The sequence below is a fragment of the Aureimonas sp. AU22 genome (genome assembly GCF_001463745.1).
GTDB lineage: Bacteria > Pseudomonadota > Alphaproteobacteria > Rhizobiales > Rhizobiaceae > Aureimonas.
On record NZ_BBWJ01000017.1, the window covers coordinates 55,975 to 69,359 of the forward strand.

A 13,385-nucleotide genomic window follows, 5' to 3' on the forward strand; every position below is an offset into this window, starting at 1 on the left:
ACAGCCAAATCCTTCGACGCCGCCCCACGTGCAAATCCGCTGTGACATGTCTATCTTCCCCTCATGGACCTGAAAAACATGCGTAGCCGATCCGACGACGACACGCCCTCGCTGGAAGGGCAATTCCTGATCGCGATGCCGGGCATGCACGATGAGCGCTTTGCCCGCAGCGTGGTCTACGTGTGCGCCCATTCCCCCAACGGGGCCATGGGGTTCATCATCAACAAGGGCCAGCCCCTGACCTTCGCCACGCTTCTGAAGCAACTCGAGATCGTCGACGACGCCGACGAGATCCGCCTTCCGCAGAAGGGCCGGGAGGTCTCGGTGTGCAACGGCGGTCCGGTCGAGCAGGGGCGTGGCTTCGTTCTTCATTCCGACGATTACGATTCGGAATCCACCGTCGAGGTGGACGACGGCATTTCGCTCACGCCCACCCTCGACATTCTCAAGGCGATGTCGCGGGGCGAGGGGCCGTCGAGTGCGATCATGGTTCTCGGCTATGCCGGTTGGAGCGCGGGTCAGCTCGAGTCCGAGATCGCCGCGAACGGGTGGCTGACCTGCGCGGCCGATCTCGACATCGTTTTTGCCAACGAGCTGGAGCCGAAGTATTCGCGCGCCCTGGCGATCCTGGGCGTCGACCCCGCATTCCTGGCGGCGGAGGCGGGCCACGCCTGATCGGTCAGGCGGCGGGGGCCTTCCTCAGGCCGTTCCGCGCTTGCCGCCGCGCTCCTGAAGCCGGCGACGGGCCTCCTCGGCCGTGAGCGGCTGGCCATACATGAAGCTCTGCGCGTACTCACAGTTCAGCTTCCGAAGCTGGGCTGCGTCGGTGTCGTTGTCGACGCCTTCGGCCACCACCGCCAGCCCGAGTTCGTGCGCCATCGTGACGATCGAGTGGACAAGGATCGAGCGCTGCGGAACCTGATCCCCGCGCAGGAAGGACTGGTCGATCTTCAGCGTGTCGAAGGGAAAGCGCATCAGGTAGGACAGCGACGAGTAGCCGGTGCCGAAGTCGTCCAGCGACAAGCCGACGCCCATCTCCTTCAACCGTTCCAGAAGCTTCGCCGACCGCTCCGGGTTGTCCATGACCAGGGACTCGGTCAGCTCGAGCTTCAGGGTTTCGGGAACCAGATGGTAGCGCTTCAGGATCTGGCGCACGTCGTTGAGGAGGTCCTGCCGGATCAGCTGTCGGCTGGAGATGTTCACCGAGCAGAAGAGCTTGGACTGGCCGGGTAGACGCTGCCAGTCGGCCAGCCGACGGGCTGCCTCGTCCAAGGCGAACTGTCCGAGCTGGACGATGAGCCCGGTGCTTTCGGCGAGCGGAATGAACTCGGTCGGCGAGACGAAGCCGCGCTTGGCATGGTTCCAGCGCATCAGCGCTTCGAAACCGGCGATCTCGCCCGTCGATAGCTTGATGATCGGCTGGAAGACGAGCGACAGCTCGTTGCGACCGAAGGCGCGCCGCAGGTCGGACTCGAGTTCGACGCGGCCCGAACTGTAGGTCTTGAAGGCCGAGCGGAACGGCTCGATCCGGTCGCCCCCCAGGCGCTTGGCCTGGTACATCGCAAGCTCCGCCTCGCGCAGGACCTCGTCGGCTCCGGCGCCCTCGGTCCAGCCGGTCAGGCCGATCGACGCCGTCAGGATGATGTCCTGGTTGGCGAAGGTGATCGGCGCGCGCACGGCGTCGCGAAGCGTTTCCGCGAAGGCTCCGACGGCGGCGGCGTCGCTTTCGGACATGAGGATCACGCCGAACTGGTCGCTCGACAGGCGCGCGAGCGAGTCCTGCGGCTTGAGAACGCGCTTGAGGCGACGGCCCACGGTCAGGAGAATGGTGTCGCCGGTGGCAATGCCGAACTCGTCGTTGACTTGTTTGAAGCGGTCGATGTCGACCATGAACAGCGTCGGGCGCACGTCGGGACGGGTGGCCGCGAGGCACGAGATCGAGTCGAGCCGGTCGATGAAGAGCTCGCGGTTCGGCAGGCCCGTGAGCTGGTCGTGCAGCGCATCGTGCAGAAGGCGTTCCTCGGCCTTCTTGCGCTCGGTCACGTCCTTCAACGTGCCGACGCAGCGTACGACCTCGCCGTTGCTCCCGAGGACCGGCCGCGCCTGCAGGCTCATCCAGTGGTAGTGCCCGTCCTCGCCGCGCACACGAAAATCCTGTGCGATGCGGCCGCGCCGATGCTCGAGGATCGTGTCCAGCGTGATCTTGAACCTGTCACGGTCGTCGGGGTGGAGAATCGGGAGCCAGTCCCTCGCCGGGCCGTTCATGGCGGCGACGGGCATGCCGTCCAGGCCCTCCGTGTCGGAACCGGCGAAGATGCGGTCGCGCGACACGTCCCAGTCCCAGATCGCATCGCCCGTGCCCGCAAGCGCCAGAGAGCGTCGCTCCATGTCGGACAGGAGGCCGCCGGCGAAGGAGCCGCCGGCAAACGCGTGCTGCATCACCGTGAAGCCGATCAGCAGCACGATCAGGACGAGGCCGCCGCCGAGCGCCGGCTGGATGATGTCGTTGTCGATCCGCCCCGTGACGGTGAGCCATCCCGCCGCTATCCAGACCACGATCAGAAGCCACGTCGGGATCAGCATGATGGCGCGATCGAAGCGCATGGCTGAGAGGTAGAGGATGAGCACGAGCCCGATGCCCGCGGCGGCGGTCATCGACATGCGCGCGATGCCGGCTGCCATGGGGGGATCGAAGGCGGCCAGGACGCCGAGCGCGCCGAGACCCGCCAGCCACAGCGCCGTGAAGGCGGACAGGATGCCGTGCCAGCGATTGAGGTTGAGATAGGCGTAGAGGAAGACAACGAGCGTGAAGGCGAGGGCGACTTCCGTGCCGGCCCGCCAGATCCGTTCCTGCCCCGGAACGATGGGCACGAGCTTCTGCCAGAAGTCGAAGTCGATGCAGATATAGGCGAGCACGGCCCAGGCGAGGGCGGCGGTCGCCGGGAACATCGGCGAGCCCTTCACCACGAAGAGGATGGTCAGGAACACGGCGAGAAGGCCGGCGATGCCCAGCACGATCCCGCGGTAGAGCGTGAAGGCGTTCACCGTGTCCTTGTAGGCGTTCGGCTCCCACAGCCGGATTTCGGGCAGACGGTCCGAAGACAGCTCGGCGACGAAGGTGATGATCGCGCCGGGATCGAGCGTGACGAGAAAGACGTCCGCTTCCGGGCTTTCCTGCCGATCCAGCGCGAAGCCTTCCGACGGCGTGATCGCGGCGATCCGCTGGGAGCCGAGGTCGGGCCACAGGAACCCGGAGTTCGCGAGCCGGAAGTGCGGCGCGACGACGATTCGGTCGATCTGCTCGTCGGTGTTGTTGGCGAGCGCATAGACCGCCCAGTCCCCCGACGGGTTCGCCGCCGTCGATTCGACCTCGATACGGCGGACGATGCCGTCGGCGCCGGGCACCGTGGAGACCTGGAAGTTCTTGCCCCGGTCGCGAAAGATCTCCACCGCCGGCTCGAGGTCGATGGCGATGTCCTCGCGCCCGATCGAGACCGGGGAGAGCGCATGGCTCGGCCCTGCCGCCAGGCATCCGATGAGGATGGCCAGGAGGCACAGGATTTGGCGTGCGAGGCGGAAGGGATGCGGCATCGAGCGCGTGCGGGCCTTTGTTCGCGAGGATCGGCGGGCGGTCAGGTTGCCGAAGGCGGGGCGCGGCCCGGCGCCCGATCCTCGGCGAGAAGCGAGTAAAGCAGGTGATCCTCCCAGACACCGGCGATTTTGAGGTACTGCCGCAGGTAGCCCTCCCGCGTGAACCCCGATTTCTCCAGAAGCCGGATCGAGGCGGCGTTTCGCGGCAGGCAGGCGGCTTCGAGGCGGTGGAGCCGAAGCACGTCGAAGGCGAAGCTCGACACGACGTTCACCGCCTGCGACATCACGCCCTGTCCGGCGAAGGATTGACCCATCCAGTAGCCCAACGTTCCGGTCTGGGCGACCCCTCGTTGGATGCGACCGAGAGTGAGCCCTCCCATGAGCACCGATCCTTCCCGGTCGAAGACGAAGTAGGTGTAGCCGGTCCTTTGGCGCGCATCCAGTCGGTAGCGACGCAGGCGAAGGCGGTAGGACGTGCGGCCGAGCTCGTCGTCGGTCCAGTTTGGCTCCCAGGGCGTGAGAAACGCCCGGCTGCGACCGCGCAGGTTCTGCCATGCCTCGTAGTCCGAGCTTCGCGGCGCGCGCAGGAGAATGCGCGGTCCCGTCAGGACAGGCTGGGTCGCGGGCTGAACCCAGTCGAGGAAGGCCATGGCTGGTCGGTCGCCTAGATCGAGACCAGCTTGCGGACCGGCGGTGTCTCGGCCGACGACGCGGCGCCGGACACAATTTCGCTCACCGCGGGAAGGCGCGAGATCGGCCCGATGGCTGCCAGCGTGGGCGTCATGCCGAGAAATGTCTTGGCCGCCAGATCGGTCAGCCGGGTCGCGTCGATCGCGGCAAGTCGATCGAGCAGTTCGGTATTCTCGAGCACGGAGCCCTTGAACATCAGCTGGCGGGCGATCTGGCCAGCACGTGATGCCGGGCTTTCCTGGCTCATCAGCAGGCTGGAGCGCATCTGCGCGCGGGCGCGGCTCACTTCCTTGTCGGTGATGCCGTCGGTCGCACGCATGAGTTCGGAGACGATGACAGGTGCCAGTTCCGCCATTTCATCTTCGCCGGTTGCGGCATGGACCCCGAAGATGCCGGTGTCCGAGAAGCTCCAGTGGAAGGCGGAAATGGCGTAGCACAGGCCACGCGTCTCCCGGATCTCCTGAAACAGGCGTGAGGACATGCCGCCGCCCAGGATGATCGACAGCACCTGCGCGGCGTAGAAGTCGCGCTGGTAGTAGGGACGGCCGGGAAAGCCGAGCACCATCTGCGCGTCGGCGAGGTCCCGCTCCTCGCGGAACTCGCCGCCGGTGTAGACGGCCGCCTCGCGACTGTGGGCGCCCTTCGCCGCCGGCGGCGTCGTGCCGAAGGCGGCCTCGACGCGCCGGACGACGTCGTCGTGCGACACGGCGCCGGCGGCCGATACCACCATCTGGTCCGGCGAATAATGCCGCTTCAGATAGTCGCGAATCTGCTCGGGCGTGAAGCCGCTGACGCTCTCACGCGTGCCGAGGATCGGTCGGCCGAGGATCTGGTCGCGGTAGGCTGCGCTCTGAAAATGGTCGAAGACGATGTCGTCCGGCGTGTCTTCGGCCGCGCCGATCTCCTGCAGGATCACGTGCTGTTCGCGCGCGAGTTCCTCCTCGTCGAACCGGGAGTCGATGAGAATATCGGTGAGGATGTCGATCGCGAGTGGGACATCGTCCTTCATCACGCGTGCGTAGTAGGCGGTGGTCTCGACGCTGGTCGAGGCGTTCAGTTCGCCGCCGACGTCCTCGATCTCTTCGGCGATCCGTCGCGCGCTGCGGCGGTTGGTGCCCTTGAAGGCCATGTGCTCGAGGAGATGGGCTATCCCGTGTTCGCCCTCCGCCTCGTCGCGTGCTCCGGCCTTGACCCAGACGCCGAGGGCTGCGCTCTCCAGCGTGGGCATTGTCTCGGTGGCGATCGTCAGCCCGTTGGGAAGGCGGGTGATCTCAACGCTCATGCAGCGGCCCCGAGGCGCACGGCGCGGCTGCGCTCCCGGATATAGCTTTGGAGTGCGGCAAGGTCGTTGGGCAGCACGTCGAAGCGCTCGCCCTTCGTCATCAGGTCGGCATGGCTCGGGGGCAGGGCCGGCTCGGTGCCGCAGGCCGCCTTGACGGCAGCCGGGAACTTGGCGGGATGGGCGGTGCCCAGCGAGATCATCGCCGTGTCCCCGATGTGCTTCTCGGCGACCGAGACGGCCACCGCCGTGTGCGGATCGAGGAGATAGGCGGTCGTCGCCAGCTGGTCGCGGATCGTCTCCGCCGTCTCGCCTTCGCCGGTGCGCCCGGCATCGAACTCGGCGCGGATGGCGGTGAGGATGTCGTCCGGCAGCGTGAAGGCTCGGGACTGCTGCAGCTGCTGCATCAGGCGTCGGATCACGACGGCGTCGCGACCGCTCGCCTCGAACAGGAGGCGCTCGAAGTTCGACGAGATCTCGATGTCCATCGACGGCGACATGGTGGCGTGGACGCCTTCCATTTCGTAACGCCCCGTGCGCAGCGTGCGCTCGAGGATGTCGTTCTCGTTGGTGGCGACGATCAGGCGCTCGACCGGCAGTCCCATGCGCTTGGCGGCGAAGCCCGCGAAGATGTCGCCGAAATTGCCGGTTGGCACGGTGAAGGAAACCGGGCGCTGCGGCGCGCCGACGCTGGCTGCGGCGGTGAAGTAGTAGACGATCTGGGCCATGATGCGGGCCCAGTTGATGGAGTTGACGCCCGACAGCGCGCTCTCGTGGCGGAAAGCGGCGTCGTTGAACATCGCCTTCACGAGGGCCTGGCAGTCGTCGAACGTGCCCTCGACCGCCACGGCATGGACGGTGCCGGACCCCGACGTCGTCATCTGGCGCTGCTGGACCGGCGAGACGCGGCCCTTCGGGAACAGGATGAACATGTCCGTGCGGTCGCTGCCGGAGAATGCGGCGATGGCCGCGCCGCCCGTGTCGCCCGAGGTCGCGCCGACCACGGTCGCCCGCTGCCCGCGCTGCGCGAGGACATGGTCCATCAGCCGCGCGAGGAGCTGCATCGCCACGTCCTTGAAGGCGAGCGTCGGGCCGTGGAAGAGTTCGAGCACGAAGTGCCGGTCGCCGATCTGGACGAGCGGCGCGACGGCCGGATGCCGGAACGTGGCATAGGCCTCGCGCACCATGCGCTCCAGCGCATCCGGGGCGATCTCGTCGCCGACGAACGGCTTGAGGATTTCGAGCGCCACCTCGGCATAGGGCCGGCCGGCGAAGGAGGCGATCGTTTCTGGGGAAATCTGAGGCCAGGTTTCGGGAACGTAGAGGCCGCCATCGGTGGCGAGGCCCGCGAGGAGAACGTCGGCAAACCCGAGGATCGGGGCTTCGCCCCGCGAACTGACATATCTCACGATCACTCCCAACCCTTCGGTTCGGCGACCCCTAGGCAGCGCGATTTCGCAGCCCGCCTGGTCGAAACCCGCGTAGGGGCCTGATATAGAACGGCTCGACACGGTATGGGAAGAACCGCCGCATGCATATGTCCAAGCAGACCTTCGCACGCAACGTCGCCGGCATCGCCCTGGCGACCCTCGCACTCGGCGCCTGCAGCACGTCTGGCGGCGGCGGCAACTCGGTGGCGCCGGCTCCGGCGCGGCAGGCCTCGAACGAGGGCACGGTTCCCGACTACTGCCCGCAGGTCAGCCTTCGCGAGGGGACGGCGATCCTCCGCAAGGGCGAAGGGGACAACCTCCAGTACATCGCCTCGATCGTCTCCACCACGCGCTCGTGCCGCGTGCGCGATGGTGAGCTCTATATGGAGGTCGGCGTCGCCGGGCGCCTGGTTCCGGGCCTCGCCGCGAAGTCCGGGTCCGCCCAGCTGCCGCTGCGCGTCGCGATCCTCGACTCGGGGAAGCTCGTCTACAGTCAGCTCGGCCAGCAGTCGGTCTCGACGGATCCGGCGGGAGGGCCGAAGGAATTCCGCTACGTCGACCGGTCGATCCGCATCGCGATGCCGAAAGGGCGCTCGCTGGTCGTCTATGCCGGGTTCGACGAAGGGCCGCAGGGCGGCGCGAGCCGCCCCGGGTCCTGAGCGGGTCAGGCCCGCTCCCATTCCGCGAAGGCCTCGACGACGGCCGGAAACTCCGACAGGCGCCGGATAACGGTTTCGGCGCCTGCGTCGCTCAGCGCGTCGGCATGGCCAGGGTAGCTATGCGCGCCGCCCACAAAGCCGACCACGCGGCAGCCCGCCGCCACGCCCGCCGCCACACCGTGGACCGAGTCCTCCAGCACGACCGTCTGGCCGGGGGCGGCGTCGAACTCCCGGCATCCATGGAGATAAACGTCCGGCGCCGGCTTCGTCTTTCCCACGCCGACCTCGCGCGCCGCGAAGACGTATGGCCGGAACCGGTCCCAGAGCTTCACGCGCTCCAGCATCAGCTTCAGCCTTTCGGTCGAAGAGTTCGAGCAGATGGCGCGCGGCAGGTCGATGCGGTCCAGCATCTCGTGGACGCCGGCGATCGCCTCGACCTCGGCGGCCAGACGCTCGTCCAGCGCGGTCTTCTGGCGGGCGTTGTAGTCCTCCGGCAGCCGGATGCCGGCTTCCTCCTGGAGAAGTTCGGCGATGCGATCCTGCGTCAGTCCGGCGAAGCGCTCGGCGATCTCGGTCGGCGAGATGTCGTAGCCGACCTCCTTCAACATCTTCGAATCGACCTTGGCGGAGATGATCTCGGAATCGACGAGGACGCCGTCGCAGTCGAACAGCACGAGGGAAAGAGGCATGAAACTGCCCTCCGGCAGAGGAAAACGGGAGAAACGGGAGAAACGGCGACCGGGTAGCACGAGCTTGCCGTCGTGGCCATCCGCGCCGGGTTCATGGATCATTAAGCTCGTTCGGTAACCATGACGGCCGTATCCGAGTAGCGAGTTCAGGTGGCCCGATGTCGAAACTGCAGACCTTGCACCGTCTTCCCGTCGCCAACGCCGCCACGCCGGAATGGTTAAACACCATCATCAAGGGCGACTGCGTTTCCCGCATGGCGGCGCTTCCGGAGAAGTCGGTCGACGCGATCTTCGCCGACCCGCCCTACAACCTGCAGCTCGGCGGCGACCTGCACCGGCCCGACCAGTCGAAGGTCGACGCGGTGGACGATGCCTGGGATCAGTTCGAGAGCTTCGCGGCCTATGACGCCTTCACGCGCGCCTGGCTGATCGCAGCCCGCCGCCTGCTGAAGCCGAACGGCACGATCTGGGTGATCGGCTCCTACCACAACATCTTCCGCGTCGGCGCGATCATGCAGGATCTCGGGTTCTGGATCCTCAACGACGTCGTGTGGCGCAAGACCAACCCGATGCCGAACTTCCGCGGCCGGCGGTTCCAGAATGCCCACGAGACGATGATCTGGGCCTCCAGGAACGCCGACGCGAAGGCCTATACGTTCAACTACGATGCGATGAAGGCCGCCAACGACGACACGCAGATGCGGTCCGACTGGCTCTTCCCCATCTGCTCGGGCGGCGAGAGGCTGAAGGGCGACGACGGGCAAAAGGTCCATCCGACGCAGAAGCCCGAGGCGTTGCTGGCCCGGGTGATCCTGTCCTCGACGAAGCCGGGGGACACCATTCTCGACCCGTTCTTCGGAACGGGCACGACGGGTGCGGTCGCCAAGCGGCTCGGCCGCAACTTCGTCGGCATCGAGCGGCAGGACGACTACATCGAGGCGGCGGCCGACCGGATCCTATCGGTCGAACCGCTGGACGCGGAGACCTTGCGCATGGCGGCCGGCAAGCGCGCCGAGCCGCGCGTGCCCTTCGCCAGCCTGGTCGAGGCGGGGCTCGTGGCTCCCGGCACCGAGCTCACCGACGCCAAGGGACGCTGGCAGGCGAGCGTGCGCGCCGACGGCACGATCGCAGTCGGGGGCGAGGCGGCCTCGATTCACCGGATCGGCGCCAAGGTGCAGGGGCTCGACGCCTGCAACGGCTGGACGTTCTGGCATGTTCGCGAAAACGGGCGGCTGCGCGTGATCGACGAACTGCGCCAGATCGTCAGGCATCAGATGGCAGACGCTTCCGCCTGACCGGCTTCGGCGCGCTCCAGCACCTTCCGCATCAAGGTCGGCAGGGCCTCGCCCGGCAGCGTTGCCGGCGTGGCCCACCAGCCCTCGATGGCGGGGTCGACCGTCGTTTCAGCTAACCAGACTTCCAAGTCGAGGTCGAAATGGGTGAAGCCGTGGCGCACGAAGCCGGCCAAGCGCCAATCGCCCGCGATGGGCGCCGCGTCCGATCCCGTCGCGCCGTCCGCGCGTGAACTCCACGCCGTCGTCGGGGGCTCGCTCATTCCACCCAGCATCCCGGACGCCGGCCGGCGTCGAAGCCAGACCGCGCCGTCACTCGTGCGGCGCAACACGAAGGCGGCGCCGACGCGCGATGGCTTGGCGGACTTTGCCGCCTTGACCGGAAACTCCTCCTGCCTTCCGTGCCGCCGTGCCTCGCAATGGTCGCTGACCGGGCAAAGGACGCAGGCGGGTTTCCTCGGCGTGCAGATCGTGGCGCCGAGGTCCATCATGGCTTGAGCGAAGTCGCCGGGCCGCTCGCGCGGCGTCAACGTCTGCACGAGCGCGCGGATCGGTTTGCGGGCCGCGGGCAGGGGCGTTTCGATGCAGGCGATGCGGGTGGCGATGCGCTCGATATTCCCGTCCACCACGGCCACCGGCTCGTCGAACGCGATCGCTGCGATGGCGGCCGACGTGTATTCGCCGACGCCCGGCAGCGAGCGCAGCTCGGCCGCGTTGTCCGGAAAGCGACCGCCGCGCTCGCCGGCCACCGTCCGGGCGCATGCGAGGAGGTTGCGGGCGCGCGCGTAATAGCCAAGGCCTGCCCAGGCGCCCATCACCTCCGCGTCCTCGGCGGCAGCCAGATCCTCGACGGTCGGCCATCGCTCGGTGAACGCCGCGAAATAGCTCTTGACCGCGGCGACCGTGGTCTGTTGCAGCATGATCTCCGACATCCACACCCGGTAGGGGTCGGGGCGGACGCCAGCCGCGAGGTCGCGCGAAGAGGTGCGCCAGGGCAGGGTGCGCGCGTGCCGGTCGTACCATTCGAGAAGCGATGCGGCGAAAGCTCCGCCGGCCCGGTCGGGTTGACTTCCCCCGGGGGCCCGTTCATCCAAACGCCCATCCGGGCCTTCGTCGCCCCTCGTTCGGGCCGGCATCGTGCGTATCGATTTCTTCGTCATCAATCTCGATCGGTCGCCGGAGCGTCTGGCTGACATTCGTGCCGATATGTCGGCCGAGGGCATCGACCTGATACGGATCGCGGGCGTCGATGGAAAGACGATCCCGGAGGCGGAACGCACCCTTCTCGATACGCCGGCCTTCCTTCGGCGGCACGGAAAGCGACCCGTGCCGGGCGAGTACGGTTGCTACGTCAGCCACCTCAAGGCCATCGACGCGATCGCAGCCGGCGAGGCGGATGCCGGCGTGGTGTTCGAGGACGACGTGCGCCCGCGCCCCGAGATGATGCCGGTTCTGCGGGCGCTCGCCGAGCGCGACGACTGGGACGTCGTGCGCTTTGCGCACCATCGCCGACCGCGGCGCCGGCACCTTCGTTCGCTGCCGGCGGGCCGCCGCCTGTCTGCCGCGTTCTTCGGGCCGACGGGAAGCGCGGCGGCCTATGTCGTGCGGCGATCCGCCGCCGCACGCTTGTCGGCGGCGCTGCGTCCGATGTCCTTGCCGTTCGATGTTGCCTTGGAGCGCGGATGGGCCAACGATGTGCGCACCTTCGATATCTGGGGCGACCTCGTGACCTTCAATCCGCGTTCCAAGTCGAGCCAGATCGAGGTTGGCTCGGGGTACGGCGTGCGCAAGCTGAAACCCTGGCGCCGTCTGCCAACTCTGGTCTTTCGCGCCACCGATCTCGTTCGCCGGATCGTCTACGCGCTGACGCGGGAGCGCTCGCGATGACGCTGAAGGCCCTCCTCCTGCGCCGCCGCCGCTGGGACGCCCTGCTTCTCGGTTTCGGCACCGCCTGCCTTTCGCTTCTCGTTTCGGCGGGCAAGGTGGCGTTCCTGTTCTTCGCGGTCTGCGGCCTTTATCTCGCCGTCGCGCGCCCACGCAGCCTTCGCGGCGCGCCGACGGCTTTCATGGGCGCGCTGGCCGGATGGGCCGTCTGGCAGATCGGTCTCAGCCTCGTGCGCGGCGAACCGGTCGACGGAAATCGGGTTCTCTCCTACGCGGCGCTGGAATTTGCATGCGCGCTTCTTCCGCTGGGGCTTGGCCTCGTCCGCCATCCGGCCCAGGTGCTCGCCTGGGGCGCGCGGCTCGGGCTCCTCGTCCTCGTCGTCGCGACACCCATCGAATACGCGATGACCGGGGCGCGGGTCGGGCTGGGCAAGAACGAAGCCATCTTCGCCTTCGTGGTCGGCGCCGTTGCGATCCTCGCCCGCCTGCCGACGGGGGGACGCGTGGCGTTTCTGCCCGACGGGCGTTTCTGGACCTATCTGGCAGCCGTCCCGATCGCGCTGAGCGGCACCCGCGCGGCCATGCTGCTGTTCGCCATCACGGGGCTTCTCGACCTGCGCCATGCCGTGCCGCGCCTTCGCGCACACGGCAGGCGTGCGGCGATCGCGATCGTTGGCGGACTGATCGTCGCCATGCTGGCGGTGGTGCCGGTCGGCGGTTTCCTTTCCGAGCGCGTCGAGTCCGGGGTTGCCGAATTGGAGGCCTATGAGGCGACCGGGCTTGCGGTCGGTTCGGTGGATACGCGGCTCGCGATGTGGTCGTCGGCGCTGCGCGTTCTCGCCGAACATCCGTTCGTCGGGGTCGGCGGTGTGGAGCGGATGAGACTGGTCGCCGCGGAAGCCGGGCCGAACGCGAACGAGATTCTTCGCTACCAGCACCTTCACAATATCGTCCTCGATGAAGCGCTCTCGAGCGGGCTGATCGGCGTTGCATTGATGGGCGCCGCACTGGCTGCCTTCCTCGCGGGGGTCTTCCGGCGGGCGTCCGATCCGGTGGTCCGGGACGCGGGCGTGGCGCTGGTCGCCTTCACGTTCGTCTTCGGACTGTTCCACGGGGTCCTGTTGAACGAGTGGATGGTTCTCGTCATCTTCTCCGGCATGGGCATCATCCTAGTGGAACTGCGTCGTGGCAGCCCTTTCGGCGTGCGGGCAGGACGCGTCTCATGAAGCCTGCCGCGGGCAAGCCGACGCGCCGGGCGGCGCGCCCGATCGGGGATCTTGTCTCCGCCCTCGTCGAGCCTGTCGTCGCGCGCAAGGCCGGCATGTCGCTGGATCTCCTCGGTGCCTGGCCGGAGATCGTCGGGCCGAGGCTCGAGGAGGGGTGCCGGCCGGAGAAGCTTGTCTGGCCAAAAGGCTACGGCGACGAGACGAGCGAGCCGGCTACCCTTGTGATCGCCTGCGAGGGGGCGTTCGCGCTGCGGCTTCAGCACGAAGTTCAGACGATCCTGTCGCGGGTCAACGACTTCTTCGGCTACCGTGCCGTTTCGAAAGTGAAGATCGTCCAGCGCGCCATCCGAACGACACGGCCGAACCGCAAGCCCGCCGTGGCACCGCTGACCGCAGGCAACCGAGACACCATTCGCGATGCCACCGCCCGCATCGAGAGCGATCGATTGCGAGCGGCGCTGGAGCGTCTTGGCGAAAGCGTGATCGGTCGAAACGCTGCAGCTGGGAAGGCTCCGCGCCGCTAGACCGCGCGGCGGGCCGCCGATCCCCACTGCTGACCCGGCTTCGCCCGTTGGATCGCCACATTTGCCCGACTACGTGGCATAAGCGATCGCGAATCGTGGCTCCTGCGAAAGGCTGATTTCT

The 13,385-nt window shown here is 67.5% G+C and carries 12 protein-coding genes; 6 read left to right on the plus strand and 6 right to left on the minus strand.

The annotated features are described in order from the left end of the window. Positions 1-78: 78 nt before the first annotated feature. Positions 79-675, plus strand: coding sequence for a YqgE/AlgH family protein (locus AUL34_RS06840; protein ID WP_061932630.1), 597 nt, complete (start codon positions 79-81; stop codon positions 673-675). A 24-nt stretch (positions 676-699) separates the two neighbouring features. On the opposite strand, the gene AUL34_RS06845 is transcribed toward AUL34_RS06840, so the two are convergent. The 4 genes from AUL34_RS06845 to thrC are packed head-to-tail and all read right to left on the minus strand — an operon-like array spanning position 700 to position 6,969. After that, complete coding sequence (locus AUL34_RS06845) at positions 700-3,591, minus strand: EAL domain-containing protein (protein WP_061932554.1); 2,892 nt, start codon at positions 3,589-3,591, stop codon at positions 700-702. A 41-nt stretch (positions 3,592-3,632) separates the two neighbouring features. Further along, positions 3,633-4,241 carry a GNAT family N-acetyltransferase gene (locus AUL34_RS06850; protein ID WP_061932556.1) on the minus strand — a complete coding sequence of 203 codons (609 nt, stop codon included), beginning with the start codon at positions 4,239-4,241 and terminating at the stop codon, positions 3,633-3,635. Positions 4,242-4,255: 14 nt separating this feature from the next. After that, on the minus strand, positions 4,256-5,563 hold the full coding sequence (locus AUL34_RS06855; RefSeq protein ID WP_061932558.1) for a pitrilysin family protein: 1,308 nt from the start codon (positions 5,561-5,563) through the stop codon (positions 4,256-4,258). After that, entirely contained in the window at positions 5,560-6,969 is a 1,410-nt protein-coding gene (thrC, locus tag AUL34_RS06860; protein WP_061932632.1) for a threonine synthase, read from the minus strand. Before thrC ends, AUL34_RS06855 begins: the two co-directional genes overlap by 4 nt. A gap of 122 nt (positions 6,970-7,091) precedes the next feature. On the opposite strand from thrC, the gene AUL34_RS06865 reads away from it, so the two are divergent. Next, entirely contained in the window at positions 7,092-7,649 is a 558-nt protein-coding gene (locus AUL34_RS06865) for a hypothetical protein (RefSeq protein WP_061932560.1), read from the plus strand. Positions 7,650-7,654: 5 nt separating this feature from the next. On the opposite strand, the gene AUL34_RS06870 is transcribed toward AUL34_RS06865, so the two are convergent. After that, positions 7,655-8,338, minus strand: a complete 684-nt coding sequence (locus tag AUL34_RS06870; protein WP_061932633.1) for an HAD family phosphatase — start codon at positions 8,336-8,338, stop codon at positions 7,655-7,657. A gap of 158 nt (positions 8,339-8,496) precedes the next feature. On the opposite strand from AUL34_RS06870, the gene AUL34_RS06875 reads away from it, so the two are divergent. Next, positions 8,497-9,633, plus strand: coding sequence for a site-specific DNA-methyltransferase (locus tag AUL34_RS06875; protein WP_061932561.1), 1,137 nt, complete (start codon positions 8,497-8,499; stop codon positions 9,631-9,633). Here the strand turns inward: AUL34_RS06875 and mutY are convergent. Then, a complete protein-coding gene (gene mutY / locus AUL34_RS06880) occupies positions 9,609-10,724 on the minus strand; it encodes an A/G-specific adenine glycosylase (RefSeq protein ID WP_061932635.1) in 1,116 nt (371 codons plus the stop codon). The genes AUL34_RS06875 and mutY overlap by 25 nt on opposite strands. Positions 10,725-10,767: 43 nt before the next feature. On the opposite strand from mutY, the gene AUL34_RS06885 reads away from it, so the two are divergent. From AUL34_RS06885 to AUL34_RS06895, 3 genes are read left to right on the plus strand one after another with little or no spacing between them, the layout of a single operon-like run. Beyond that, positions 10,768-11,517, plus strand: coding sequence for a glycosyltransferase family 25 protein (locus AUL34_RS06885; RefSeq protein ID WP_061932563.1), 750 nt, complete (start codon positions 10,768-10,770; stop codon positions 11,515-11,517). Next, complete coding sequence (locus AUL34_RS06890; RefSeq protein WP_061932565.1) at positions 11,514-12,740, plus strand: O-antigen ligase; 1,227 nt, start codon at positions 11,514-11,516, stop codon at positions 12,738-12,740. The genes AUL34_RS06885 and AUL34_RS06890 overlap by 4 nt, the downstream gene beginning before the upstream one ends. Beyond that, a complete protein-coding gene (locus tag AUL34_RS06895) occupies positions 12,737-13,264 on the plus strand; it encodes a DUF721 domain-containing protein (protein ID WP_061932567.1) in 528 nt (175 codons plus the stop codon). Before AUL34_RS06890 ends, AUL34_RS06895 begins: the two co-directional genes overlap by 4 nt. The last annotated feature ends 121 nt before the right edge of the window (positions 13,265-13,385 follow it).

Excerpts from the sequence above, each read along its gene's own strand:
- AUL34_RS06840 (WP_061932630.1), top strand. The coding sequence starts at position 79 with ATGCGTAGCCGATCCGACGACGACACGCCCTCGCTGGAAGGGCAATTC.
- AUL34_RS06845 (WP_061932554.1), bottom strand. The coding sequence starts at position 3,591 with ATGCCGCATCCCTTCCGCCTCGCACGCCAAATCCTGTGCCTCCTGGCC.
- AUL34_RS06850 (WP_061932556.1), bottom strand. The coding sequence starts at position 4,241 with ATGGCCTTCCTCGACTGGGTTCAGCCCGCGACCCAGCCTGTCCTGACG.
- AUL34_RS06855 (WP_061932558.1), bottom strand. The coding sequence starts at position 5,563 with ATGAGCGTTGAGATCACCCGCCTTCCCAACGGGCTGACGATCGCCACC.
- AUL34_RS06865 (WP_061932560.1), top strand. The coding sequence starts at position 7,092 with ATGCATATGTCCAAGCAGACCTTCGCACGCAACGTCGCCGGCATCGCC.
- AUL34_RS06870 (WP_061932633.1), bottom strand. The coding sequence starts at position 8,338 with ATGCCTCTTTCCCTCGTGCTGTTCGACTGCGACGGCGTCCTCGTCGAT.
- AUL34_RS06875 (WP_061932561.1), top strand. The coding sequence starts at position 8,497 with ATGTCGAAACTGCAGACCTTGCACCGTCTTCCCGTCGCCAACGCCGCC.
- AUL34_RS06890 (WP_061932565.1), top strand. The coding sequence starts at position 11,514 with ATGACGCTGAAGGCCCTCCTCCTGCGCCGCCGCCGCTGGGACGCCCTG.
- AUL34_RS06895 (WP_061932567.1), top strand. The coding sequence starts at position 12,737 with ATGAAGCCTGCCGCGGGCAAGCCGACGCGCCGGGCGGCGCGCCCGATC.